Consider the following 25451-nt stretch of genomic DNA (forward strand, 5'->3'; position numbering starts at 1 on the left):
CGCGTACGACCGTCAGGCCTCCCCGACGAACCCCGCCCACGCCTCACGTGACACATGGATGACGAGTCCGGCCACGGCCTTGGAGTCACGGATGTGCACAACTCCCTTACCGGCAGCGACCTCCACACACTGACCACCCTCGGCCCCGCTGTAGCTGCTCTTGAACCAAGCGAGACCGGGTTCGACGGCCGAGGACTCAGAGCTGTTCATAGCGATCTCAGCAACCTTTCCACGAAGTCGCGCGACTCTCGCGAGGGGAGAGCCTGCGATCGGATGATCCCATAGCGGGCGGCGGCGAGAGTCGTCTGCTCCGGCTCGGTCTGGAGGGCGCTGGTTCCCTGGGCTTCGGTATAGACGAACCGCATTCCGTCCTTGCGTGTGATTACCGTGAAAGCGCCATCAACGCCAGCGTTGCACTCGCGGTCTGTCGGCATGACTTGCATTTCAACGTTCTGCTTCTCGCCAATCAGAAGCAGCTGTTCCAACTGGCCCCGGTGCACTGTCTTGCCTCCCCAGGGGTGTCGCAATGCCGCCTCTTCGAGCACGAAGCTCAGTAGCGGCGCGGGCCAGCGGCTGAAGATGTCCTGCCGGGCCAACCGGGCCGCCACACGCTGCTCGACGGTCTCCTGGTCCAGGACCGGGCGCCGCATGTCGAGTACCGCCCTCATGTACTCCTCGGTCTGCAGCAGACCGTTGAGAACGTGGGTGTCGTACGCGAGCAGTTCAAGGGCCTCCTTCTCCAGCTTCGCCATCCCCTGGAAGAACACCGGATACTGAGCCCGTTCCACCTGCTCCTTCCACACCGTCAGCAACCCGCCCGCGTCCAGAACCTCGTCCGCTCGCTCGATGGTCCTGGGCGACGGAATCCGCCGACCCTGCTCGTACGACGCGACCGTGGACGCCGAGTATCCGATCCGCCGTCCGAACTCCTCTCGCTCCAGGCCCGCCCGCACCCGCAGTGTCTTCATCGTGTGCCCGAACGCGATGACCACGGCCTGGCCGGACGTGTCCGCCGTCGCCTGTCCCGCGTCGTCCGCCAGCACGGTCTCGGCCCTCTCGTCCGTACCCTCGGTCATCGCCACCGCCTCCCTCGCTCAACGCAGCCCCGGCGGCCTCGTCACGCCGCGCACCTCGTACCCGTTCCGACGCGATGCGTACAACGGGCCGCGTCGGTGCGTCACGGCTGGTCACGCTACGCGACCGGGGACACCGTTGTCGGCATGACGAGCCAACTCCCCAGCCTCATCAGCACCTCGCAACCCATGTGCCTCGGCGATGACTTGAGCCGCACCTTCGAGATGCGCTTCACCTCCACACCGCGGGGCGCCCGCCTCGCCCGCCGACTGGCCGGGCACCGGCTGGACACTTGGGGTATCCCGTACGGCACCGGCCCGCATGAAGAGATCGTGCTGGTCCTCGGCGAGCTGACCGCCAACGCCGTACAGCACGGCCATGTCCCCAGCCGGGACTTCCATTTGCTCCTCCGTGCGAGCGCACCCGCCCGCACGGTCAGGATCGAAATCACCGACACCCGTACCGAACGCATGCCGCCCGAACCGGAAGCGGTGTCCACCCCCGGCTCCGAGGACGACGGCGGCCGAGGGCTGCTTCTCGTCGCGGCGCTCGCCACCCGCTGGGGCTGGCACCTCCGGCCCGGAGGTCCGGGCAAGACGGTCTGGGCGGAGTGCGTGTTCGCAACTCCCAGGTGAGCCCGTGACCGCGGTGGAAGAATGTGGCGAGATGACCTCCAGCGACTACGCCCCGTTCGCCCACCTCACCGCCCCCAACGCCCTCCTCTACCGTCAGGTCATGCGGGCCTTCCTCGCCGCCAAGGAGCGGTTCGCGGTGCATCTGCGGCCGGAGGACGTGTACGCGGCGCTGGACGCGGAGAGCCGGCCCGCCGACCTCGAAGCGGTGACGCAGGCGCTGGACAAGCTCGTGGTGTGGGGCAACCTGCGGGCCGACCCCGACCACGCGCGGGTGACCGCGGTCGAGGACTTCTACCGCAGGCGGTTCATCTACCAGCTCACCCGGGCCGGTGAGGCGGCCGAGGCGGCGCTGGGGACGTACGACGAGGTGCTGGGGCGGCGTGGGCAACTCCAGGCGGTCGCGCTGCACGACATCGTCACGCAGCTGCGGGCGCTCCTGGTGATCGCCGCGGAGGACGAGCCGGACCCGGCCAAGACATACGTGGCCCTGTCCGTGCTGACGGCGCGGTTCACCGACCTCGCCGACAACGCCCGTGCCTTCATGGGTTCGCTGCAGCGCACCATCGACCTGCACGACATCGAGGTAGAGGCGTTCCTCGCCTACAAGGACCGGCTGATCCAGTACCTGGAGCGCTTCATCCAGGACCTCATCACCCTCGGCGGGCGGATCGCCCTGCTGATCGGGGAGCTGGAGGAGCAGGAGCGAGTCGGTCCGCTGCTGCGCCGCGCCGCCGCCCGCGAGGCCGCCGACGCCGCTCCCGAGGACGCCGAGCGGGCCGAGGCGGTGGCGTACGAGCGGTGGGCCGCGCGGTGGTCCGGGCTCGCCGAGTGGTTCGTGTCGGGGGAGGGACGGGAGTCGCAGGCCAGGCTGCTGCGCGGGCGGGCGCTCCACTCGATCCCGCAGCTCCTGGCCGTCGTACGGCAGCTCAACGAGCGGCGGGCCGGACGCTCGGACCGTTCGGCCGACTTCCGCACCCTGGCACGCTGGTTCGCCCAGGCGCCGGACGACGAGACGCGGCACCGGCTGTGGCGGACGGCCTTCGGGCTGCACTCCTCCCGGCACCTCACCGTCGACGCCGACACCCTCGCCGAACGGGCGGTCGCCCCGGAGCCGGCCTCCACCCGGTGGAGCGCGGCGCGGCCGTTGCGGATCAGCCCCCAACTGCGCCGAACGGGCAGTTACGAGCGACGCGGCAAGCCGCGCAAGGTGGCCGACCGGAGCGAGGCCAAGCGCAGGCTCGCCGAAGTCGCCGCCCGGCAGTCGCAGGAGACCAGGCGGGCCAGGGACCGCCTCGTGACGGGCGGACCGGTGCGGCTGTCCCGGCTCGGCGAACTCGACCCGCTCGCCTTCCAGTTGTTCCTGCGGCTGCTCGGCGACGCGCTCGCCACCTGGCGGCCGGGCACGACCACCACCGCGGCCACCAGCGGGGACGGTTCGATGGAGATCCGGCTGACCGCACTCGACGACGGATCGACGGCCGAAGTGCACACCGCCGACGGTGTGTTCAGCGGTCCCGACCATCTGATCGACATCGTCGACCTCACGTCGGGGCCCGGCGACCGCGCCGCACCGGAATCCGCACCCGCCCCCATCCCCGTCCCCGTCCCCGTCCCGCGACGGGACACCGCGCCCCAGCTCACGGAGGACCGATGAACGGCCCCCTCGCCGACGTCCTCGACGGCCAGCGGCAGGCCGATCTCCAGAAGGCCGCACGTGCTCTGCTGAAGGAGCCGCTGCTCACCGCCGACGGGCCGTACGCCGACGAGTTCCGGCTGGTGCGCCGGCACACCGCCGAGCTGCGGGAGTGGTTCGAACGCAACGTCGGCTGGACACTGCGCACGGACGCCGACGCCGCACGGCTGCGCAAGACGCCGGGCACCCTCACCGACGCCACGCACCCGGCGCGCGAGGCCGGCCGCAGCGCCCTGCCCTTCACCCGCCGCCGGTACGTCCTGCTCTGCCTGGCCCTGGCCGCGCTGGAACGGGGCGAGTCGCAGGTGGCCCTCGGACGCCTCGCCGAGCAGGTCGTCCTGGCCGCCGCCGATCCCGAACTCGTCGCCGCCGGGATCACGTTCAGTCTGGAGCGGCGTGACGAGCGCCTCGACCTCGCGGCCGTCGTCCGCCTGCTGCTGCGGCTCGGGGTGCTGCGGCGGGTGGCCGGCGAGGAGGACGCCTACGTCAGCGGATCGGGCGACGTCCTGTACGACGTGCGGCGGCGCGTGCTGGCCGGGATGCCGGCGTCCCTGCGGGGCCCGTCCATGGTCGAGGCCGAGGGCTTCGAGGAGCGCCTGGTGGAGATGACCGCCCAGGCCGCCCTCGACAGCGACGAGCTCAGGTTCCGGGCGGTCCGCTGGAAACTGACCCGCATCCTCCTGGACGACCCGGTGCTGTACTACGACGACCTGACCGACGACGAACTGGCCTACCTCACCCGGCAGCGCGGCTTCATCACGGCCCGCATCAACGAGCTGACCGGACTCGTCCCGGAGGTCCGGGCCGAGGGCATCGCCATGGTCGACCCGGTGGACGACCTCACGGACGTGCGCATGCCGGAACAGGGCACCCACGGTCACATCACCCTGTTGCTGGCGGCGCATCTGGCCCGGGCGGCCGAGCCCGTCGACCCGGCGGAGCTGGCGGCCCTCGTACGGGGACTGGCCGTGGAACACGGCGGGTTCTGGTCCAAGTCGGCGAGAGAACCGGGAGCCGAGCCCGAACTCGTCGAGCAGGCGCTGACCAAGCTGGTGGCGCTGGGCCTGGCCGAGCGCACCGACCGCGGCGTCGTACCGCGTCCGGCCCTCGCCCGGTACGCGGTCGGCGAGCCCGTCGTCAGGGAACCCGGAGGTGTCCGACGGTCCCCCGCCGCGACCGCGCAACCCGCGCAACCCGCGCAACCCGCGCAGCCCGTGCAACCCGCGCAACCCGCGCAACCCGCGCAGCCCGTGCAACCCGCGCAACCCGCGCAACCCGCGCAACCCGCGCAGCCCGTGCAGGACGAAAGGTGAACCGCTCCTTGACCGCGCCCTCCCGCCCCGAGTCGCCGGGCCCCGCGCTCCCCGCTCCCGCGCCCGGCCGGTGGCGACCCCTGCGCATCGGACTCGTCGATCTCTTCCACTACGACGTCGAGGAGTTCTGGTTCCGCGACGGCCGGCTGCTGCTGCGCGGCAACAACGGCACCGGCAAGTCGAAGGTGCTCGCCCTCACCCTGCCGTTCCTCCTGGACGGCGACCTGTCCGCCCGCCGCGTCGAACCCGACGGCGACCCGGGCAAGCGCATGGAGTGGAACCTGCTCCTGGGCGGCGCCCACCCGCATCCCGAACGGCTCGGCTACACCTGGATCGAGTTCGGACGGCTCGACGGCACCACGGGCGAGGCGCACTTCCGCACGCTGCTGTGCGGACTGAAGGCGGTCGCCGGACGCGGCATCGCCCGCCACTGGTACGCCGTCACCGACCAGCGGATCGGCGCCGGCCTCGACCTGCTGGACGCGACCGGGACGGCACTGTCCCGGGACCGGCTCGCCGAGGCCGTCGGTGCCCACGGCATGGTCCACGACACGGCGAAGGCCTACCGCAGGGCGGTCGACGAAGCCCTGTTCGGGCTCGGGGAGCGGCGCTACGGCGCCCTCGTCGACCTCCTGATCCAGCTGCGCCAGCCCCAGCTGTCCAAGCGCCCCAGCGAGGCCGCCCTCTCCCGGGCACTGACCGAGGCGCTGCCGCCGATGGACCAGGCGGTCGTCGCCGACGCGGCGGAGGCGTTCAGGTCGCTGGACGAGGAGAAGGAGGAACTGCGGGCGGCCCGCGAGGCCGAGCAGGCGTCCTCGGCGTTCCTCGACCACTACCGGCGCTACGCCCGCCTCGCCTCCCGGCGCCGCGCCCGGCTGCCCCGCCGCGAACACGCCCGGTACGAGAACCTGCAACGGGAACTCGCCAGGGCACAGGCGGACCGGGACCGGGCCGAGGCGGACCGCGAGGAGGCCGGGGAGAGGGGCGCCGCCCTGGACGAGCGCGCCGCGCGGCTGGCCGCCCAGGAAGCCGCACTGCGGTCCCGGCCCGAGATGCGCGACGCCCGCGCGCTCGACCGGGCGGCGGACGACGCCTCCCGCACGGCCGGAGAGCTGAAGCGGGCCGAGGCGGACCAGCGTACGGCGGCCGAGGCGCACACCCGGGCCCTGGGCCGGCTCGCCACCGCGGACAACCGGCTCACGGCAGCCCGGGAGACGCTGGACGGCATCCGGGACCGGATGGCCGAGAACGCTGCGGCCGCCCGGCTCGACGTCCCCAGGACGGAGGGAGCCCCCGACTCGGTTCTGCGCCGGGAGGCGGATGAGGCGACCGCGAGCAGACGGCGCGCCGTCGAGCACGTGGCGGAGCTCGTCACGGGGGCCGAGCAGGCCGAGGAACGGCACCGTGCCGCTCGGCTGCGCGTCGACGAGGCCGACGAGGAGGTCGTGCACGGGGAGGAAAGGCTGGCCGAGGCGCAGGAGGACGTCGCCCTGGCCGGGCGAGCCCTGGTCACAGCCGTGCGTGAACGTCTTTCCGGGTACGTCGAGCTACGGGTGCCCGGACTGCCCGCGGTCCTGGACGCCGTACAGGACTGGGCGAGCTCACTGGACGGGCCGCTGCCGGCCCGCACGGCGGCGAGCGAGGCACATCGCGCCGCCGCCTCCCGCCTGGCCGACCGGGCGGCCGGACTGGCTCTCCGCGCGGCGGCGACGGCGGAGCGGCAGCGGCTGGCGGTGGAGGAACTGGCCGCTCTCGAAACGGGCGGGGAGCGCGGCCCCACGGCTCCCCCGACGCGCACACCCGGCGTGCGGGACCGGGGCCCCGGCGCTCCGCTGTGGCGGCTGGTCGACTTCCGTCCGCACCTCACCGAGGCCGATCGCGCGGGACTGGAAGCCGCGCTGGAGGCGTCCGGACTCCTCGATGCCTGGGTGCGGCCGGACGGCTCCGCGGTCGCGGCGGACGGCCATGACGTGCTGCTCGATCCGGTCGGGCTGCTCGGCGGAAGCGGCCTCGACCGCGCGCTGTGCCCGGCGGGCGACCTCGCGGACAGGGGGGCCGCAGCTGTGGGGGAGGAGACGGTCGCGCGCCTGCTCGCCTCGATCGGGCTGGCCGCGGGCGACAGCGACGGGCCCGGCGAGGCCTCGGGGGAGGCCGGTGGCCACGACACCTGGGTCTGCGCGGACGGGCGCTTCCGCGTCGGGGCGCTCACCGGAAGCTGGGCCAAGGCCGACGCCCAGTACGTGGGGGAAGGAGCGCGGGAACAGGCGCGTCGCGTCCGGATCGGAGAACTGCACGCCGAGATCGACGGCTTGACGGTGGAGCAGGATCGACTGACCGAGGAGTCCCGCGCCGTGGCCGGGCGCCGTGCCGTGCTGGACGCCGAACTCGCCGCACTGCCGGACGACGACGACCTGCGGCGCGCCCACGCCCGCGTCACCGCCGCGACCGAAGCGGTCCGTCGAGCCCGCACCCGGAGGGACGAACGGGCCGCGGAACTCGCTCCGGCGACGGCGAGGGCCGAGCGCGCGGCGGTCGAACTGGCCGACACGGCGGCCGCGCTGAGCCTCCCCACCGACCACCCGGCACTGGGCGCCGTGCGCCAGGCGCTCGCCGACCACACCGCTCTCCTGGCGGCCCTGTGGCCCGCACTGCGCGAACGCGTCGACGCCCAACGCGCGGTGGCCGGCGAGCGGGAGGAGACCCACCGGGCCGAACGCCTCGTGTCCGAACTCGTGGAGCGCGCCATGGAGGCGGCCCGGGCGGCCGCGGCGGCGGACGAACACCTCACGACGCTCCGCTCCACCGTCGGAGCGGCCGTCGCCGAGCTGCAGAGGCAACTGGAGGAGACGGTCGAGACGGCCCGGGTCTGCGAGCAGGAACAGCGGCAGGCCCGGGCGGAGCACGGTGACGCCGACCGGCGGGCCAGCCGCGCCGAGGGACGCATCGAGCGGCTCGCCGAGGACGTCACCGAGGCCACCGCCGCGCGTGAGGAAGCCGTCGCGGCACTCCAGCGGTTCGCGGCGACGGGACTGCTCGCCGTGGCGCTGCCCGACGTCGATGTACCGGACGACGGGGGAGGGACGTGGGCGGCGACCCCCGCCATCGCTCTCGCGCGGGCCGTGGAGTCACGGCTTTCCTCGATCGACGACACCGACGCGGCCTGGGAGCGCGTGCAGAAGAGGCTGAGCGAGGAGTTCGGCAGGCTCCAGGACGCGTTGTCGCGGCACGGCCACACCGCTACCGCCCGCCCGAGCGAGGACGGCATGCGGGTCGACATCGTCTACCAGGGCCGGGAACGGGCCGTGCCCGACCTCGCCGAGGCACTGGCCGTCGAGGTCGCGGAACTGACCCGCATCCTGTCCGCACGCGAGCGTGAGATCCTCCAGACCCATCTGATCACCGAGGTCGCCGGGACGCTCCAGGAACTGATCGGCGCGGCCGAACGGCAGGTGGCCGCCATGAACAGGGAGCTGGAGGAGCGCCCGACCTCCACGGGCATGAAGCTGCGGCTGGTGTGGAGGGCGTCCCGCCGGGCCCCGCAGGGACTGGCCCAGGCCCGCGAACGGCTGCGTCAGTCCGCCGACGCCTGGTCGCCCGAGGACCGGGCCGCGGTCGGCGCGTTCCTCCAGGAGCAGATCGCCCACCGGCAGACCGACGACAGCGGCGGCAGCTGGCTGGAGGACCTCACCGCCGCCCTCGACTACCGGTCCTGGCACGAGTTCGGCGTCGAACGCCACCAGCACGGCAAGTGGGTGCCGGCCACCGGACCTGCCTCAGGAGGGGAGCGGGTACTGGCTGCCTCCGTGCCCCTGTTCGCCGCCGCATCGTCGCACTACGCGAGCGCGGGCGGCGCGCACGCCCCGCGCCTGGTCACCCTGGACGAGGCGTTCGCCGGCGTCGACGACGACTCGCGCGCCAAGTGCCTCGGTCTGCTGCGCGCCTTCGACCTCGACGTCGTCATGACCAGCGAACGCGAATGGGCCTGCTACCCCCAGGTGCCTGGCATCGCCGTCGCCCAGCTTTCCCGCGTCGACGACATCGACGCCGTACTGGTGACGCGGTGGGAATGGGACGGCAGCGAACGGCGGCGCGGGATGGAACCCGGTGCCCGGTCGGACGCGCTCGCGGCGGCTGCCGGTGCCGGCGACTCCGGCGGGCGGCCCCACGGGCGGGGGAGTCCTTCCCGTGAGCCGGAGCAGACCGCCGTCGTCGACAGCGCCGGCGGACAGGGGGCCCTGTGGACGTGAACCACTCGGCGACCCCGCCCGATCGCGACGGAGGCCGGGCGGCGCCCGGACGCGCGACACCGCCGGACGCCACCGCCGACGCGGCGCCCACCGGGCCGCCGCCGGGAGAAGCCCCGACCGACATCGACGCCGAGCGACTCGGGCGCCTGCTCGGCGATCCCGGCCTCGCCTGGTTCGTGGACCGCGTGCGGCAGCGCATGGCCCGCGGCCGGCCGCTCACCGGCTCCGTCACCTTGTCCGACCCCGACGAATCCCAACGGCACGCCGCCGAACGCCTGTTGGGACGGGCACCACGAGCCGGCGGCTCCCTCGGCATGCGTCTCGCCACCGTGGACGAGATCCTGCGTCGCTCCGGTGTCAGCCCCGCCGGGCTGGCGGCGGCCGTGGCCTCCCTCACCGGCCCGGTCGTACTCCGCGCCGAGACACGCAGCAGGGAGGAGCGGGCCTGGGAGGAGGCGTACGCCCCGCTCGACACCCTCGACGCGGAGCTGGCCCGCTGGGCCGAGCGGATCCGCCGTGACGGTCTCGTACGGCGCCTCGCCCGTACACCTGAGGTCGCGGCCCCTCTGGTGGACGCCGCCGTGCGCGCATTGCGTGCGCTGCCCGCGTCACCACCGACATCGCGGGCGACGTTCGCTGCACGGAACCTCGCGGGCGCCCATGCCCTGGACGAGGGGGCGCCGCTCGCCGCTCTCGTGCTGTCCGGCATCCGCTGCCTCACCGGCCACCCTGACGGCTCGGGTGCGCAGTGGCGTCGGGAGGCGTGGGCCTCGGCGGGTCTGCTCAAGGACGACCTGTCATCGACCGTCCTCACCCTCAACCTGCGCGGTGGTCCACCACTCGACCGGATGGCCGACGCGGGAGAGCCTGCGGTGCTGACGCTCCGCTCCCTCACCCGTCGATCACCGGTCACCTCCGTCGCGGCTGCGGGAACCGTTCACATCTGCGAGAACCCTGCCGTGCTGTCCGCCGCCGCCGACGCTCTAGGCCCGGCGTGCCCGCCGATGGTGTGCCTCCAGGGGCAGCCGTCCGCCGCGGCGCTCACCTTGCTGCGCGATCTGTCCAGGCGGGGAGTCGACCTCCTCTACCACGGCGATTTCGACTGGGGCGGTGTGCGGATCGCCGCAGCGCTGGCGCGAAGCGTCCCTTGGCGACCGTGGCGCTACACGGCGGCCGACTACCTGGCGGCAGTGACCGCGGTGGCCGAAGCCCCGGACCTGACGGGCCGGCCCGCCGCAACCCCCTGGGACCCTGCCCTGGCCGTCGCTCTCGCCGAGTGCGGTGTCCGGGTCGAGGAGGAAACGGTGCTGGACGACTTGCTCACGGACCTTGGACCGGGGCCCCGCTGAGCCGCATCTCGAGAACGCGGTGGGCGCAGATCCCGAGGAGGACCGAGCCATTGGCGAGCAGAGCTCTGTCGGCTTGGGAGTCATGACGCTCGTTCGACGCTCCAGGATCCGACAGCCGACTCGAAGGAGCGATGAACGCCCTCTGAACCGGTACTTTCCCCTCCCTCGGTAAGCGTCGGCGTGGATCTCGAACGGCCGAGTGAGTTCAAGCGGCTGCATGGCCGGCCGCCCCCTCGGCAACGGATTCACCGATGCGCTCAGTCACGGCCACCGCCTACCGAGTCCGCCGCCGGGTCATGGACCGCCCGTGTCCCGTTGCCAGGACGGCCGGGACGACAGCGGAAGACCCCGGCCCGTGAACACGACCGCGGTCTTCCGCTGTGCGAAGCCGCCGGCGGTGGCGGCGGCTCGGCTCAGTCGGCGGCGAGCATGTGGGCGGGGGCGATCCGGGACAGCCGCCGGATCGGCACCGTCAGAGCCGCCACCACCAGGGCGGTCGCCGCGAGCGTGGCCAGCAGTGCGGCGCCGGCGACCGGGAACAGGTGACCGTGCAGCACGCCCCGGCCGAGGGTCAGCACCCCGGCCAGACCGGCCGCCGCACCGGACAGGCCGCCCAGCAGAGCCAGTCCGATTCCCTCGTAGAGGGTCAGCTTCGCCAGCTCGCGGTTGGTCCAGCCGGTGGCCTGCAGCACCGCGAGATCGGCGGCGCGTTCGCGCTGCGAGATGACCAGGACGTCGATGGCGCCGGCGGCGCCCAGCAGCAGGGAGAGGGCGACGCTGAGGTAGTCGGCCTCGCGCGCCTGCGCCACCACTGCACTGCCGAGCAGCGACCCGGCCACCTCGCCCCGGAAGGCCAGCGTCAGGGCGAGCAGCACAGTGAAGGCGGCCACTCCCAGCGCCAGGCCTGCCGCACCCAGCAGCGTGCGGCCCCGCACCCGCAGCAGGTTGAGCATGGCCAGTCCGGCCACCGAACGCACCGGGTGCGCGCGGCGGACCGCCGTCACCGGGGGGCGGACGGCTTCCATCGGTCCCAGCCGGGTGGCGAGCAAGGCGGGGATCAGGCCCGCCGCCGTGGCCAAGAGGAGCGCCACCGGGAGCACGAGGAGTGACTTGGCGCCGGCTTCGGGCTGGCCCAGCACCCGGCCCAGCACGTACGCGAGCACCGTGCCCACGGCTCCGGCGGCGAGGCCGATCAGCGCCAGTTCGGCGAGGACCAGGCGGAGCACTTCGCCACCGCTCCAGCCGAGGCAGCGCAGCGTGCCGATCTCGATGCGACGCGAGCGCACCGAGGCCAGCGCCGCCTGGCCGAGGAAGAGCGCGCACACGACGAGGACCAGCACGAAGAGCACCGCGCTCTTGGTGTCCACCGCCCGGAGAATGCGCAGTGCCACGCCCTTGGCGACCCAACGCTCCGTCACCTGCGCCGAGGCGCTCAGTGCCACCGTCTGCGGTGCGGGCGAGCTGCCGACGGTGACGTCGACCTGGAGCCGGGGGTAGGCGGCCCGGATCGCCCCGGCCACGGCGTTCACCCGCGCCCGGGAGGCGGTGTCGACGCCGGTCACTCCGGCCACCCGGACCCTGATCGCGCTGACTGGCGCCTTGTCCTGGAGGCTCGGGACCCGACGGCTCTTGGTGAGCGCGGTGATGGAGTCCATCGTCGTCAGCATGGTGGGCGGCGGGCTGACGTAGCCGCCCAGGTTGCGGTCGGGCTGCAGCGGCTTGCCGTTGAGCCTCGCTCGGGTCGCGCTGTCCGCACCGGTGACCTGTGGCGTCTGGTAGGTCTCCAACGGGGCGTCGGACAGGGGTGAGAAGCCGGGCAGTCTGCCGGTGTCGTATCGGCCGACCAGGTGGACGAAGGGATTGGGCAGGCGTCCGGAGTCCACGCCGTCGCAGGTTCCCAGCCCGATGCAGTTCGTGGAGGCGTGACTGGTCACCTTCCGGTACTGGGTGCCCCGGTGGTTCTCTTCGGGGACGCCTGGGAACGGCTGCTGGTTCGTGTTGGTGATCCACAGGCTGGGCTTCTGCGGCGGATGCGGCTGCGCGGCGAGGTCGCCGTCGGAGGTCCGGCGGTAGGTGACCGGGCCGACCGTCCAGTAGCTGCCGGTGTCGAACGAGTCCTCGGTCAGTGCCTTCCGGTAGCCCTTGCTCAGGTCGACCCGGGTTCTGCCCACCGTCGTGCCGTGCAGGTTTCGGACGAAGCTGTTGGCTGTCGGGTTGCCCAGTTTCGAGGGCAGCACGGCCGGGTCGCCGACGTCGAGCCGCTCGACGGTGGCGTCGAGCGTGCCGGTGGTCAGCGGGTTGTCGCTGAGCAGCGCCGGTATGTAGCGGTCGTGCTGTCCGTGGACGCTCTTGGCGCCCGACACCCTCCACGGCTTGTCCTGCTCGGTGAGCATCCGGCCTGAGACGATGGTGTCGCCCAGGCCCACCAGCCGGTCCTCGGCCACCGGGTCGATGGCGGACAGCAGCACGGGGTAACTGACCGGAACGTCGATGGTGGCCTTGTCCTGGCTGGACTGGCAGTTCATCCGCGAACTCAGGTCGGGGTCGAACGGCGACCTGTCCCTGAGGTCCTCGGCGATGATGTTCGGCTTCAACGGCAGTTCCAGGTTGAACTCGGTCTGCTCGGTCTTGTCCCGGTTGAAGTAGAAGCAGACGTCGTACTTCCCCTTGATCCGGTACCGCTGGGTGCTCTTGTCGGCCGCACCTGTCTCCAGGGTGTCGGACTCGAAGAGGCCGTCCGACTCCGATGCCGACGTCAGGGGGGAGCGGGTGAGGTAGACGTACTCGTCCGAGGTGCGGTAGCTGCCCAGTCCGGAGGTGAGGGTAGGTCGGATGCGCAGGATCTGCCGGGACGCCTTGCCGTCCAGGAAGCGGGACACGTCCACCGTGACGGTGCTCGCCACCATGAGGTAGCCGATGTTGGCGACCGGCGCGGCCACGTCGACCCCGGCCATGCCGCGGATGCGCCGGTACTGGTCGACGGTGATGCCGCCGAACGTACCGGACAGGAAGTTCGGCGTGACCAGACCGCTGCGCCGCTCCACGTCCGTCTGCGAGTCGGGCGGGCGTACCAGGACGTCGTACGCGGAGCGTGCGTTCTTTCGTACCGTGCCCACGGTGGTCGCCTGGCTCGTGCTCACCGTCGCGGTCAGCAGGGTGAAACTGGTCGCCGCCACCAGGATCCCGGCAGCCAGGGCCAGCGCGCGCCCGCGTCGCCGCCGTAGCTGATCGAGAATCATAGCCATCACGGCCGCAGGCCCCCCAGCCGGTGCAACACGTCGCCGGACGGTGTGATCCGCTGGTCCGAGGTGATCCTGCCGTCCTGTAGCCGCACCACCCGGTCACCGCCCGCGGCGACCTCCGCGTCGTGCGTGGCGATCAGCATCGTCATCCCGTAGCGCTCGCGCAGCGACATCAGCAGGTCGATGATCTCCCGCCCGATGACGCTGTCCAGGTTGCCCGTGGGCTCGTCGGCCAGTAACAGTCCCGGCCGGTTGACCAACGCCCGTGCGACGGCGACGCGTTGCTGCTGGCCGCCCGACAACTGCGAGGGCAGGGCGTCGGCCCGCTGCTCCAGTCCGACGGCTTCGAGCAGCTCCATGCCGCGCGCACGCCGGTCGAAGTCCACCCTGCGCGGCAGGACGGGGGCGAGCACGTTGTCCAGCGCGGTCAGCGCGGGCAGCAGGTGGAAGCGCTGGAAGACGAAGCCGACACGCCGCCGGTGACGGTCCAGATCCCGGGGTGTCAGTTGTGTGCCGTCGATCTCGATGTGCCCCTCGTCGGGCTGGTCCATGCCGCCCGTCACATGCAGGACGGTGGATTTACCGGCGCCGGACGGCCCGGTCAGCATCACCACCTCGCCGGCTGCGACCTCCAGATCGATCTCGTCCAGAGCGGTCAGCCCGGGATACCTGCGACTCACCCCGCGCAACGTCACGCTCACAGCCATTGATGCAGCCTCGCCCTCGTACATCGCGCACGCACATCGCCGCCCCTGCATTGCGACAATTCAGGGGTATGTTGTCACAATGTAGAAGGGACGTGTATGCCGCTCCACCACGCCGTGCTCGCGCTGCTGACCCGGCGACCGAATCACGGATACGAACTCAAGGCCCGGTTCGAGGAGGCCGTCGGCCCGCAGTGGGGTGGCCTGAACATCGGTCACCTCTACCAGATCCTCGAACGGCTGGTCCGTGACGGCTATGTCTCGCGCTCGCAGGTCACGCAGACCGACCGGCCCGACAAGAACCTCTACACGCTCACCGAAGCGGGCGATGCCGAGCTGCGCTCGTGGGCGACCACCGCCTGGGTGCGCGTCGGCGGCTTTCGCGACGAGCTGTTCCTGAAACTCCTCGGCGCTGTCGCGCTGGGCCCGCAGGCCCTGGCCACACTGATCGAGGCGCAGCGGCAGACGTACCTGTCGGAGCTCGCGGGCCTGACGCAGCAACGCCGCGCCCACGCCGACGAGCCGCTGGTCGCCGTCCTGATCGACGCCGCCATCGCGCACACCAAGGCCGACCTCGGACTGCTGGACAGCGCCGCACAGCATCTGGGCCCGCTCGCCACGGCACAGAGCGCTCAGGCGCCGGAGCGCTCACCCTCACGGGTACGGGGCGACGCCGACGAGGCTCCGAGGGGCAGGGCGGGATGAGGGGGCCGTGCGCGCGGGAATGGATTGTCGACCGTGACGCTCGTTTGACGCTCTGGTCTCCCGCAGGCGGGACAGCGAGTCGATAAATGGCCTCTGACCTGGCCTTTTCCGAGACCCGCTCAAGCCCATATCTTTCCGATGGCGCTGAGCGTTCTCGTACTGGCAGGCACCGGCCTGCCGTGGCCACGGGCTCACGCCGTCCTCGGCGCCCCTATGCCCTGCTGTCGCTGAGCGGAGGCGCGCTCAGGAGGATGAGGGGAAGCGGGCGGCGAGCAGGGCGCGGTCGTCGGGGAACGCCGCTTCGGGCTGGTGGTGCAGGAACCGGTCGCACAGCTCGGTGATGCTGAGGCTGCTGGTGGTGTGGGCGAACTCGGTCAGCCGTTTCATTCCTATGGCGAGGTCCTCGCGACGGCGCTCGATCAGGCCGTCGGTGTACAGCAGCAGGGTGTCGGTCTCGGTCACGGTGGTGTCGGCCTGACGGTAGCGGACGTTCCGGACGGGGCCGAGAGGCGGGGAAGTGGCGTGGTCGAGGTAGGCGCTGGTGCCGTCGGAGTGGATGAGCAGCGGCGGCGGATGGCCTGCCCTGGCGTAGGTCAGGGCGCGTGTCCGGCGATCGAAGACCAGGTAGCAGGCGGTGGCCATGCGGTTCGGATGATAGCGGCTCAGGAAGGTGTTGAGCTCGTCCAGGACGGCGGTGGGGTCGGTGCCGCAGCGCGGCACGATGTTGCGCAGGGCGGCGGTGATCTGTGCCATGACGGTCGCTTCGTGCAGTCCGTGACCGGCGACGTCGCCGATGCTCAGGCCGATGTGATCGGAGTCCACGTCGTAGACGTCGTACCAGTCGCCGCCGACCGAGAGCAGGTCACTGCCCGGGGCGTAGCAGGTGGCCGACTCCAGACCGGGCAGCTCTGGCAGTTGGGGCAGCAGACTGAGCTGCAGGCGTTCGGCGACCCGGTGCTCGTGCTCGTGCAGCCCGGCCCGGCGCAGAGCCTGGGCGATCTGCTGGGCGACCGCTGTCACATGCTCGGGGGCGGTGGCGCTGAGCGAGCCGTAGACGATCAGCATGCCCAGGTGGACGCCGTCCGCCTCCAGGGACAGGGCCACGGGAACCGCGTCCGCGGATTCACGAGTGAGCGGGCCGTCCGAGGAAGAGGGCCGGTCCAGGTCGGTCCAGCCGCCCGCGCCGACCGGAAGGCCGTTGTCCTCCGGTTGCAGGGGCGGTACCAGCCGTGACGAGTGCAGATAGAGCTCCGCCGCGATGGCCCCCAGGGCTGCCGGCGCCGCCTCGCTGACAGCGCGGGAGACCTCCGCGAGAGTGATCGCTCCGGCCAGGGCCGCGGTCAGGTCGTACAGGTGCTGCAACCGGGCACGGGCGGCCTGTTCGGCGGCCAGCAGCCGCGCCCGGTCCACTTCTGTGGCCCGGCGGAAGGCCACCTCCCGGTTCAGCGCCTCCACCTGCTGGCTGAGCACGACGAACCGGTCCGACGCCCCGGCCTCGACGAGATGCAACTGCACGGCCGGCTGCGGGCCGTCCCACCACGTGGCCCGCGCCCCGTGACAGCGGAAGCGCCGCGTGCGGCCGTCGGCGTCCTTGAGGACCAGCGCGCCGGGCACGGGACTGCCGCTGCGCAGCCACACCGCCAACTGCTGACGCAGCTGCGGGGTGTCGTCCGGCCGTAGATCGAACACGCTGGCGCCCGGGCGCAGCCGGTCGTCACAGCGGTGGGCAGCCGGGTTGGCGGCCAGCACGCGGCCGTCTGCCCCGCACAACAGCACCGGATGGGGCAGCGGTTGGGTGATGGCCCGGAAGAGGCCAAGGGTCATGGAGCCACAGCCCGGTCGCCGAAGTACTCACGGCCGCTCACCGTCTCGACATCCACGTCGGGCACCAGGTGCACCACCACCCGACAGCCCGTGTCGCCGCGCGCGATGGTCTCCTCCAACTCCACGCGCGCGTAGCCCAGATTACGGGCGGCGACGGTGCCGAAGACGTTGGACGTCATCATGCACATCGACTCCCGGCCCACCACCTTCTCCGCGAACGGACACACCCGGTTGCCCAGCACGATCTTCGTCTCGTCGTACTCGATGACGTAGAAGTCACCTTTGATACGGCGCTTGAGATCCACCAGCGCCTCGGCGACCTGCTCACCCGTGAGCCGGTCGGTTCCCAGTGCCTGGAGGTACATCTCGTCGATCTGCGTGCCGACGGCCTGCCCCACCAGGCTGACGTAGCCGGACGCCTCCTCCAGGCCGATCACCGACTCCAGCGACGTCGCCAACTCACGCACCAGAGTGCGCAGGAACACATCACGGTCCAGCGGAATCTCCACAGCCGAAATCCGTTCCATGCCGGCTCCCTCGTCCTCGGGCCCCGGTGGCAGCGCGACCGGCGTGGCCTCATGTCGTGTGCGGGAATGATTCTGCCAGCGCACTCCAGCCCGCCACCACCAGTCCCGTCGACAGCGGCGATCAACCCTGCACAGGATCAGCCCGTCACCCGACGGACACAGTGCTCACCAGGCAGGCAGGGGTAACCCGACAGGCGACTGCGACCGGCTGTACGCAGCGCCAGCCGGCGGCAGAGCAGGCCCGCCACCAAGGCTGGAGGAACCTCGTGAACGGCGATCCGAGCATCCTCCCGTCCTGCGAGTCGCGTCTCTCCGCTGTTACGGCGAGCATCGCGGCCGCCCGGCACTGGGTCCGCGACTGCGTGGAAGGTTTCGGCGGTCCGCTGCACCAGCACCGGATGATCCAGACCGCCGAACTGCTCGTCTCGGAACTGATCACCAATGCCATCCGCCACGGCGTCGGCCCACCCCTGATCCGGCTCACCTGGAACGGCCGGCTGCTGCGCATCGCGGTCAGCGATGACAGCGACCGCTGGCCGCGCATGCGTGCCACCAAGAACACCGAGCCCGGCGGCTTCGGCATGCAGCTCCTCGAACGGCTCGCGCACCGCTGGGGCGTCACCCCGCGCCACCCCGGCAATACGGTCTGGGCGGAACTCAGCCTCGCTCCCTGAGCTCGCCCTCCCGCCGAGCCTGAGTTGGCATGGGCGCGGCTACAAGAGGACACGTACTCGGTCGCATGAGCTCCACCAGCTCACGTCATCGGGACCCGCGCAGGTCAGGCTCGGCCCGATTCTCTCGCGTGACCGGACTGGGCGTCCGCCGCGCCTGACCGGGTATCGTGCAGGGCGATCGATATGAGCCGCCGTGCGGCCGAGCCCGGGGAACTGGGGGCAAAAGCGTGGATGTCGCACCTGGCGTGGGCGGGCCCTCCGCCGCGCCGCCACGTGAGGCGGTACTGCAGATCAATCCGTTGCCCGACAGTTCGGGGCTGGGGGCGATCGGGGAGATCAGCATGAACACACGGACGGTCTGGCAGCAGGCGCTGCAGCAACTGGTCGAGCGTGGTACGGACGTGCATCACGTGGATCTGTCCCGGGTGCGCTTCGTGGATGTGGCCGGCGTGTCAGACCTTGCGGTCACCGCCCAGCGTCTGCCCGAGGGACAGCGGATCGTACTTCACCGACCTCCGGCGCAGCTGCCGCGCATCCTCGAACTCTTCTGGCCCGGGCTTACCGTGATCGAGGTGGCTGCGTGATGACGACAGTGCCCTCGCACGAGCCGTTCGTGCACCCTGCGCTCTTCTACGAGGGGACCGACCAGTACGTCGCGGGAACGGTTCCCTTCCTGCGGGAAGGGCTGGACGCCGGTGAGCCCGCAGCCGTCGCAGCTCCGCCGGATCGTTTGAAGCTGATCCGCGAGGGGCTCGGTGAGCGAGCGGCACAGGTCCGTTTCATCGACATGACCCAGGCCGGCCGCAACCCGGGTCGCATCATCGCCAACGTGCTGCGCAAGTTCGCCGACGCCCAACCCGGCGCCCGTCGGGTCCGTATCATCGGCGAGCCGATCTGGCAGGGCCGTTCCGCCGACGAGTACCCGGCGTGCGTCCAGCACGAGGCGCTGATCAATGCCGCTTTCACCGGGCGCGCGGTGACCATCCTCTGTCCCTACGACGCTGGGCAACTAAGGCAGCAGGCGCTTCGTGACGCCCTGGCGACCCACCCGGTCGTCATCGACGCCGACGGCGAGAGGCAATCGACCGCCTACAGCCCCGAAGAGATCATTGCTCGCTACAACGAGCCCCTGCTCGCTCCACTCGATGCTGCGGCCTGTACCTTCGCCGCACCGACACTGCCCGAGACTCGCGACTTCGCCGTGTCCCGGGCACGGGCCCTGGGCGTGTCCGGCGTGTGCCTGGGCGACCTGGAACTCGCGGTGGCCGAGCTGACCACCAACAGCGTCGTCCACGGCGCCGGCTCGGGGACGCTGCGGATCTGGGCCGAGAGCGACCGCATCGTCTGCGAGGTCCACGACGGCGGACAGCTGACCGATCCTCTGGCCGGCCGTCGCCCGCCGAATCCCACGCAGCCCGGCGGCCGCGGACTCCTGCTGGTCCACCAACTCGCCGACCTCGTCCGTGTCCACACCGGCCCCGGCGGCACCACCATTCGCTGTTACCTGCCCGGCTGACCACGACCACGTAGCGAGCCTGCTCAGCACAGCACAGGTATAGGTGCGGGAAGACGGGGTACCCGCTGCGCCGTCGGCCGTTTTTGCAGGCGTAGCGGCCGGCTCGAACTTTGGGAGGGGCACAGCATGGCGCTCATCAGCATTCCGGCGGCACTGGACGCACGAACGAGCGAGCTGCCGGAGGTCGCCGACCCCTCCCGGGTTGCGCCCAAAGACGCTCGCCAGCTCTCCAAGCTGTTCTTCGAACAGCTGACGGTCCTGGAGGAGGGCACGCCCGAGTACAGCTACGCCCGCAGCACACTGATCGAGATGAACATGTCCCTGGTCCGGTACGCGGCCGGCCGTTTCCGCAGCCGTGGCGCAGAGGAGATGGAGGACATCGTCCAGGTCGGCATGATCGGCCTGATCAAGGCCATCGACCGGTTCGAGCTGACGCGCGAAGTGGAGTTCACCTCCTTCGCGATCCCCTACATCGTGGGCGAGATCAAGCGGTTCTTCCGCGACACCACCTGGGCCGTACACGTGCCGCGTCGGCTGCAGGAAGCCCGCGTCCAGCTCGCCCGCGCCACCGAGGAACTGCGCAGCCGGCTCGGCCGCACCCCCACGGTCAAGGAACTGTCGGAGCTGATGAGCCTGCCCGAGGACGAGGTACGGGAAGCCCGGCTTGCCGCCAACGGCTACAACTCCTCCTCCCTGGACGCCGCGATCGGCGGCAGCGAAGACGGCGAGAGCGCTCTGCAGGACTTCATCGGCGCCGAAGACCAGGCGCTGGAACTGGTGGAGGACTTCCACACCCTCGCCCCGCTCCTCGCCGAACTCGACGAGCGAGACCGGCAGATCATCCACATGCGGTTCGTGGAGGAACTCACCCAGGCCCAGATCGGCGAACACCTGGGCGTGTCCCAGATGCACGTCTCCCGACTCCTGGCACGGACCCTGGGCCGCCTGCGCGAAGGCATGCTCACTCAGCGCTGAGACCACCGGCAAAAGCGACGCCGGTCCAAGGCGCCCGTCCTCGACCAGTCCGTCGGTGCAGAGCCCAACGGCGGCGCCGGCCCGGTACGGCGGAACGACGAGTCGGCCGCCGAGCGACGGGGCGCGCCAGGGGCTGCGTGGCCTGGGGCCTCGAAGCCGACCGCCCGCACAGCAGTGGTGTGGGCGGTCGGATCCCGGGCTGTCAGGCGGTGACCCTGCCGAAGAGGTGGTTGGCAGGAGCATCCGGGTCGTTGCCGTAGAAGAACTCGGCGAGGGCTTGGTGGAATTCGGCGCGGTCCAGCCCACCGGAGCCGTCCCTGTCCAGAGCGGCGAAGACCGTGGCGCAGTCCTCGCCGGGCACACCGGCGACCGAGTCGAACATCTGCTGGAACTCGGCCTGGTCGATCTTGCCGTCGGCGTTGAGGTCGACGAGGTCGAAGAAGCAGTTGGTGACCGGCGCGATTTGCTGCGGATAGAGGGCGGAGTCGGTCAGGACGCTCCTGAAGCCTTCGGTCATCTCCCGCAGATCGACCTTCCCGTCACCGTCATGGTCCATCGGGGCGATCACGTTCGTCCAGAACCCGTCCATTCCCTCGATGAGTCGGCGGGCGGTCGCGGAGTCCGGCGCGGTGTCTCGGGCGGCGATGTAGCGCTCGCTCATCGCGCGGACGTCTTGCTGGGTGATGAACCCGTCGCCGTCGACGTCGGCGCCCCTGAACCACTGGCCGTACTTGAGGTCTTGAAGTGCAGTCACGACTGCGCACAGTATTCATCTGATTACGCAAATGCAAAACGAGGGGTGGCGCCTCTGGCTGCCGGGGGCGGCCCGCTGCGCGCTTGACGACGGCGAACTCGAAGGACCTGCCCGAAGAGGCAGGCAGCCTGAGTGTCAGTGTTCGAGGTGTGGTGGTGTGAAGGCGAGCACGTCCGGAAGGGGGCCGTCGTACCGCTCGACGTCGACGAGCGCACTGTGGGCGCTCGGTCCCTGGGACAGGCGGGAACACCCTCGGTCGGCCGTGAGGGTGTTCGGATTGCCGTGGCGGTCCAAGGTGCCGCTCCGGCCTGGCTGGGCCGGGTCCCACCATGCTCCGGTGGACAGTTGGATGACGCCTGGCATGACGTCGTCCGACAGGACCGCGCCCGCCAGGCAGCTGCCGCGGTCGTTGTGGACGCGTACGATCATGCCGTTCTCGATGCCGCGGGACGCGGCGTCCAGGGGGTTGATCGTCACGGGCTCACGGCCGTGGATCTTCGACTTGAGGCTGTGGCCGCCGTTGTCGTACTGGCTGTGCAGGCGTGAGGCGGGCTGATTCGAGATCAGGTGCAGCGGGAATCGGTCCGACAGTCCGGCTCGGAGCCACTCCACTGGTTCGAACCACGCCGGATGCCCGGTGCAGTCGTCGTAGCCGAACGAGTCGATCTCCTCGGAGAAGATCTCGATCCGGCCCGACGGGGTCGTCAGGGGGAAACGCTGCGGATCTGTGCGGAGCGCCTCGAAGCTGCCGGGGAACGGGCCGCTCAGCGCGGGCAGTTCAGCCGTGGAGCTTCGCCAGAAGTCGTCGAAGATCGGCAAGGCCCCGTCGTCGCCGAGGTCGGCCCTCGTCTGCTCGTAGAGGTGCCGGACCCATTCGATCTCGGAGCGTGACTGCGTGAACTCGCGCTCGTATCCGAGCCGGGAGGCCAGGGAGGTGAAGATGTGGTGGTCGGTGCGTGACTCGGCCGCCGGCTCACGGACTTTCGGCATCGCGACGAGGTGGGGGTCGGAGAATCCGGCGGCGAAGTCGTCGCGCTCCAGGCTGGTGGCGACGGGAAGAACGATGTCGGCGAACTTGGCCGTGGTGTTCCACCAGGCTTCGTGAACCACCACCGTGTCAGGGGTCTGCCAGGCGCGGGTCAAGCGGTGGAGATCTTGGTGGTGGTGGAACGGGTTCCCTCCGCACCAGTAGATCAGGCGGAGCTCGGGCAAGGTCAGGCGCCGGCCGTCGTAGTCGATGGTCTTGCCCGGATGCAGCAGGGTGTCGGCGATCCGTGCGACAGGGATGAAATCCGCGACAGGGTTGGGAACCCGGGGAATCGACGCCACGGAGGGCCGGCCGGGGGCGACGCCGGTCGCGTCCATGGTCGCGTAGCCCGCGCCCCAGCCGCAGCCGGGCCGCCCCATCGAGCCCGCCATGGCAGCCAGCACGACCGACATCCAGATCGGCTGTTCGCCGTGGTCCGCCCGTTGAATCGCGTAGTTGACCATGATGAGCGAACGTTGCGTGGACAGGCGGCGAGCCAGTTCGGTGATCGTGTCCAGGCTCATGCCCGTGATCCCCGCTGCCCAGGCGGCATCCTTGGCGACGCCGTCGGATTCGCCGGTCAAGTAGGAGGCGAAGCGGTCGAACCCGACACAGCAACGGCGAAGGAAGTCCTCGTCGTGCCAGCCGTTGACCAGCATGGTGTGTGCGATGCCGAGCATCGCGGCGGTGTCCGTGTTGGGGATGACGGGCAGCCATTCGGCGTCGAGGAAGCCGGCGGTGTCGCTGCGGATGGGGCTGATGTTCACGAACCGCACCCCGGCGGCACGGCACTTTCGCTGAAGGTCCTGCGTCTGGTGTCTGGCCAGTCCGCCGGGATTGATCTGGCTGTTCTTGAGGGCCAGCCCTCCGAACGCCACCACAAGCTCACAGTTGTCGGCGATCTCGTCCCACATCGGCATCCGTGACTGGTAGCTCCACGGAGCTCCGCCGATCACATGGGGGAGGACGACCTCCAAAGCTGCGGTGCTGTACGTGTTGCGAGAGTCGGTGTATCCCCCGCCCAACGCCAGGAACCGGTGGAGTTGCGCCTGCGCGTTGTGGAACGCGCCCGCACTCGCCCAGCCGTACGATCCGCCGAACACGGCGCTGTCTCCGTGCTGTGAACGCACTCGGCGCAGTTCCTCGCTCACCAGGGTGATCGCGTCGTCCCAGCTCACCTCCACGAAGGCGTCCGCGCCCCTGGCCGTGTCGTGGGCGCGAGGCAGGCCGTTCAGCCAGCCCTTGCGCACCGCGGGGCGCAACACGCGGGCGCTGTCGTCGGCGGCTGTCACCATTCCGGGTCCGATAGGCGACGGCGCGGGGTCATCGCCCCTCGGCTCGATTCGCACCAGCCGGCCGGAATCAACCACCGCGACGAAACTGCCCCAGTGCGTCGCAACCGACATGCGTCGTTCCACGATGCATCAACTCCGTCTCTGAAGTTGCCCGGCTCTAGGACAGCGGGCCACTTATGTCACAGTGGTTCCACGTCAGTTGCCGGGCCGCAGGACACAGACTCCCCGTGCGGCCCGCTGCCCAACCCTGCACGTGCACGACCCTTCCAACGGCCGCACAGAAGCGCCGTCCGCGTCGACTCGCCTCAGGGGGCATGTGTCGTCATGGGCTGGCAATACGCCGGCAGTACGTCCGGGACACCGGCGGCACGGTATCCATCCCAGTCCCGAGATCTTCCGTCGGCGGCTATCAGCTGTGGATTCAGGCGAACGACGGCTACGTCCTCCTCGCCGGCCCCTACGACCTGAAGATCGTCGGACAGACCGCCGAAACCTGCGGCGACCGGCAGCTGCTCCCGCTGTGTTGCTCTCCCGGCTGCGGCGCGGGCGCATCGACGAAGCGGCCCTGAACGCGGCCGCGAAGGAACTCGCCGACGCCGGCCACCACGTCCTCGCCCTCCCTTGCGACGTCTCTGATGACGCGTCAGGTTGTGTGGTGCGTCCTTCTCCACACCAAGGCGCCGGAGGGAGGGCGTGTGCGCGGCACGGGAGCCGGGATGCGCAGCCGCTCGTGGGTGGGGGAACCCGGGCCGGTCGTGGCGGAGTGCCCGGATCCCGTCGGGACCGGATCCGCCGACCGGCTGGAGCGGGACATGCCGGACATCCGGAGCCGGCGCCTGGGCGCGCGGGTGGGCCCTGAGGGCAGCTTCTTCACGCTGGGCGGCAACTCGCTCCTGGCCGTCCGGGCACTGGCCGAGGTCAAGGAGCGCGGTGCACCGAAGATCGCCGTGCGGGATTTCTGCCGGATCTCCTCCGCACGACAGTTCGTCGAGCTGGTCAGGGAGCGGATCGCTTCCGCTTCCGACGCCCCGGCCGCCACCGGTGGCGCGCGGAGCTGACCTCGTCGCAGCCGCCGTACAGCTCTGATACCAGTCCGGTATCATGGCTGCATGGCGATGACACTCCGGCTCCCCGACGACCTTGACGCGAAGCTCACCGAGCGGGCTCGCCGGGAGGGACGCAGCAAGCAGGAACTTGCCATCGAGGCCATTCGCGACGCGCAGGACCGGGCCGAGCTGAAGGTCGACGACGTTCTGGCGGAGCTCATGGACAGCGATGCGGAGATCCTGGACTACCTGAAGTGACGGCCGTGCGCTACATCCAGATCGACGAGATCCTGGCGATCGCCCGCACGGTCAACGGCACCGAGCACAGTGTGCGTGACATGGGCCTTCTGGTGTCGGCGATCGAGCGACCCCGGACGAACGTGTTCGGAGCCGAGTTGTATCCCACGCTGCACGAGAAGGCTGCGGCACTGCTGCACTCCGTCGCCCGCAATCACGCGCTGATCGACGGCAACAAGCGCACCGCCTGGCTCGCCATGCGTGTCTTCCTGCGGTTCAACGGCGTCAGCGCCAGTACCGTCCCGCCGGCCGTCTCCGTTGCCGGCCCGTTCGTCGAGGAAGTCGCACAGGACAACATCGATGTACCGGTCATCGCCAAGCGCCTTTCGACCTGGTTCCCCCTCGCCTGACGCCTGACGCCTGACGCCTGACGCCTGACGCCTGACGCCTGACGCCTGACGCCTGACGCCTGACGCCTGACGCCTGACGCCTGACGCCTGAGGTTCGACGTCGTGGCATTGAGCAGTGTGCATCGTGAAGTTGCTGGTCACGGGTCTGGTATGCGTAGGGTTCGGGATGCTCGGACTGGTCGCGGGCGGATGACTTCCGTGTAG

Annotated in this window: 21 protein-coding genes; 13 read left to right on the forward strand and 8 right to left on the reverse strand. The window is 70.8% G+C overall.

What is annotated here, in order from left to right; genetic code table 11:
- Positions 1–12: 12 nt before the first annotated feature.
- Both ACH4ZA_RS22480 and ACH4ZA_RS22485 read right to left on the reverse strand, forming a co-directional pair.
- On the reverse strand, positions 13–210 hold the full coding sequence (locus ACH4ZA_RS22480) for a DUF397 domain-containing protein (RefSeq protein ID WP_319280651.1): 198 nt from the start codon (positions 208–210) through the stop codon (positions 13–15).
- Positions 207–1076, reverse strand: coding sequence for a helix-turn-helix domain-containing protein (locus tag ACH4ZA_RS22485; RefSeq protein WP_398431127.1), 870 nt, complete (start codon positions 1074–1076; stop codon positions 207–209). Before ACH4ZA_RS22485 ends, ACH4ZA_RS22480 begins: the two co-directional genes overlap by 4 nt.
- 144 nt (positions 1077–1220) lie before the next feature.
- Here ACH4ZA_RS22485 and ACH4ZA_RS22490 point away from each other — a divergent pair, with 144 nt between their 5' ends.
- The 5 genes from ACH4ZA_RS22490 to ACH4ZA_RS22510 are packed head-to-tail and all read left to right on the forward strand — an operon-like array spanning position 1221 to position 10311.
- Positions 1221–1709: an ATP-binding protein gene (locus ACH4ZA_RS22490; protein WP_398431128.1), complete on the forward strand. Its 489-nt coding sequence runs from the start codon at positions 1221–1223 to the stop codon at positions 1707–1709.
- Between the two features lie 31 nt (positions 1710–1740).
- Positions 1741–3363 (forward strand): TIGR02677 family protein, encoded by a 1623-nt coding sequence (locus tag ACH4ZA_RS22495; RefSeq protein ID WP_398431129.1) that lies wholly within the window; start codon positions 1741–1743, stop codon positions 3361–3363.
- On the forward strand, positions 3360–4715 hold the full coding sequence (locus tag ACH4ZA_RS22500) for a TIGR02678 family protein (RefSeq protein WP_398431130.1): 1356 nt from the start codon (positions 3360–3362) through the stop codon (positions 4713–4715). The genes ACH4ZA_RS22495 and ACH4ZA_RS22500 overlap by 4 nt, the downstream gene beginning before the upstream one ends.
- A gap of 8 nt (positions 4716–4723) precedes the next feature.
- On the forward strand, positions 4724–8962 hold the full coding sequence (locus ACH4ZA_RS22505) for a TIGR02680 family protein (RefSeq protein ID WP_398431131.1): 4239 nt from the start codon (positions 4724–4726) through the stop codon (positions 8960–8962).
- Positions 8953–10311 (forward strand): TIGR02679 family protein, encoded by a 1359-nt coding sequence (locus tag ACH4ZA_RS22510; RefSeq protein WP_398431132.1) that lies wholly within the window; start codon positions 8953–8955, stop codon positions 10309–10311. The genes ACH4ZA_RS22505 and ACH4ZA_RS22510 overlap by 10 nt, the downstream gene beginning before the upstream one ends.
- A 413-nt stretch (positions 10312–10724) precedes the next feature.
- Here the strand turns inward: ACH4ZA_RS22510 and ACH4ZA_RS22515 are convergent, their stop codons facing one another.
- Together ACH4ZA_RS22515 and ACH4ZA_RS22520 are read right to left on the reverse strand one after the other, a co-directional pair.
- The gene (locus ACH4ZA_RS22515) at positions 10725–13550 is read right to left on the reverse strand and encodes an FtsX-like permease family protein (RefSeq protein ID WP_398431133.1); all 2826 of its coding nucleotides are present in this window, start codon (positions 13548–13550) and stop codon (positions 10725–10727) included.
- 5 nt (positions 13551–13555) lie between these two features.
- Complete coding sequence (locus ACH4ZA_RS22520) at positions 13556–14233, reverse strand: ABC transporter ATP-binding protein (RefSeq protein ID WP_398431134.1); 678 nt, start codon at positions 14231–14233, stop codon at positions 13556–13558.
- Positions 14234–14356: 123 nt separating this feature from the next.
- On the opposite strand from ACH4ZA_RS22520, the gene ACH4ZA_RS22525 reads away from it, so the two are divergent.
- Positions 14357–14962 (forward strand): helix-turn-helix transcriptional regulator, encoded by a 606-nt coding sequence (locus tag ACH4ZA_RS22525; protein ID WP_319281382.1) that lies wholly within the window; start codon positions 14357–14359, stop codon positions 14960–14962.
- Positions 14963–15205: 243 nt separating this feature from the next.
- Here the strand turns inward: ACH4ZA_RS22525 and ACH4ZA_RS22530 are convergent, their stop codons facing one another.
- A complete protein-coding gene (locus tag ACH4ZA_RS22530) occupies positions 15206–16786 on the reverse strand; it encodes a SpoIIE family protein phosphatase (protein ID WP_319281381.1) in 1581 nt (526 codons plus the stop codon).
- Complete coding sequence (locus ACH4ZA_RS22535) at positions 16783–17313, reverse strand: methanogen output domain 1-containing protein (RefSeq protein WP_398431135.1); 531 nt, start codon at positions 17311–17313, stop codon at positions 16783–16785. The genes ACH4ZA_RS22530 and ACH4ZA_RS22535 overlap by 4 nt, the downstream gene beginning before the upstream one ends.
- A 266-nt stretch (positions 17314–17579) precedes the next feature.
- Between ACH4ZA_RS22535 and ACH4ZA_RS22540 the strand changes: the two genes are divergently transcribed.
- From ACH4ZA_RS22540 to ACH4ZA_RS22555, 4 genes are all read left to right on the forward strand, one after another.
- The gene (locus tag ACH4ZA_RS22540) at positions 17580–17987 is read left to right on the forward strand and encodes an ATP-binding protein (protein ID WP_398431136.1); all 408 of its coding nucleotides are present in this window, start codon (positions 17580–17582) and stop codon (positions 17985–17987) included.
- A gap of 227 nt (positions 17988–18214) precedes the next feature.
- Positions 18215–18571, forward strand: a complete 357-nt coding sequence (locus ACH4ZA_RS22545; RefSeq protein ID WP_319281378.1) for an STAS domain-containing protein — start codon at positions 18215–18217, stop codon at positions 18569–18571.
- Complete coding sequence (locus tag ACH4ZA_RS22550) at positions 18571–19503, forward strand: anti-sigma factor RsbA family regulatory protein (protein ID WP_398431137.1); 933 nt, start codon at positions 18571–18573, stop codon at positions 19501–19503. Before ACH4ZA_RS22545 ends, ACH4ZA_RS22550 begins: the two co-directional genes overlap by 1 nt.
- Before the next feature lie 126 nt (positions 19504–19629).
- Entirely contained in the window at positions 19630–20478 is an 849-nt protein-coding gene (locus ACH4ZA_RS22555) for an RNA polymerase sigma factor SigF (RefSeq protein WP_319281376.1), read from the forward strand.
- 202 nt (positions 20479–20680) lie between these two features.
- Here the strand turns inward: ACH4ZA_RS22555 and ACH4ZA_RS22560 are convergent, their stop codons facing one another.
- On the reverse strand, positions 20681–21232 hold the full coding sequence (locus tag ACH4ZA_RS22560) for an EF-hand domain-containing protein (protein ID WP_398431138.1): 552 nt from the start codon (positions 21230–21232) through the stop codon (positions 20681–20683).
- Between the two features lie 135 nt (positions 21233–21367).
- Positions 21368–23665, reverse strand: a complete 2298-nt coding sequence (locus ACH4ZA_RS22565) for a molybdopterin-dependent oxidoreductase (RefSeq protein WP_398431139.1) — start codon at positions 23663–23665, stop codon at positions 21368–21370.
- Between the two features lie 584 nt (positions 23666–24249).
- Between ACH4ZA_RS22565 and ACH4ZA_RS22570 the strand changes: the two genes are divergently transcribed.
- The 3 genes from ACH4ZA_RS22570 to ACH4ZA_RS22580 are packed head-to-tail and all read left to right on the forward strand — an operon-like array spanning position 24250 to position 25247.
- Entirely contained in the window at positions 24250–24612 is a 363-nt protein-coding gene (locus ACH4ZA_RS22570; RefSeq protein WP_398431140.1) for a phosphopantetheine-binding protein, read from the forward strand.
- A gap of 51 nt (positions 24613–24663) precedes the next feature.
- Positions 24664–24858 (forward strand): ribbon-helix-helix protein, CopG family, encoded by a 195-nt coding sequence (locus ACH4ZA_RS22575; protein WP_007445201.1) that lies wholly within the window; start codon positions 24664–24666, stop codon positions 24856–24858.
- The gene (locus ACH4ZA_RS22580) at positions 24855–25247 is read left to right on the forward strand and encodes a type II toxin-antitoxin system death-on-curing family toxin (protein ID WP_398431142.1); all 393 of its coding nucleotides are present in this window, start codon (positions 24855–24857) and stop codon (positions 25245–25247) included. Before ACH4ZA_RS22575 ends, ACH4ZA_RS22580 begins: the two co-directional genes overlap by 4 nt.
- Positions 25248–25451 lie beyond the last annotated feature (204 nt).

Origin of the sequence: Streptomyces sp. NPDC020597, from assembly GCF_044335095.1 — a bacterium.
Taxonomy (GTDB): Bacteria; Actinomycetota; Actinomycetes; order Streptomycetales; family Streptomycetaceae; genus Streptomyces.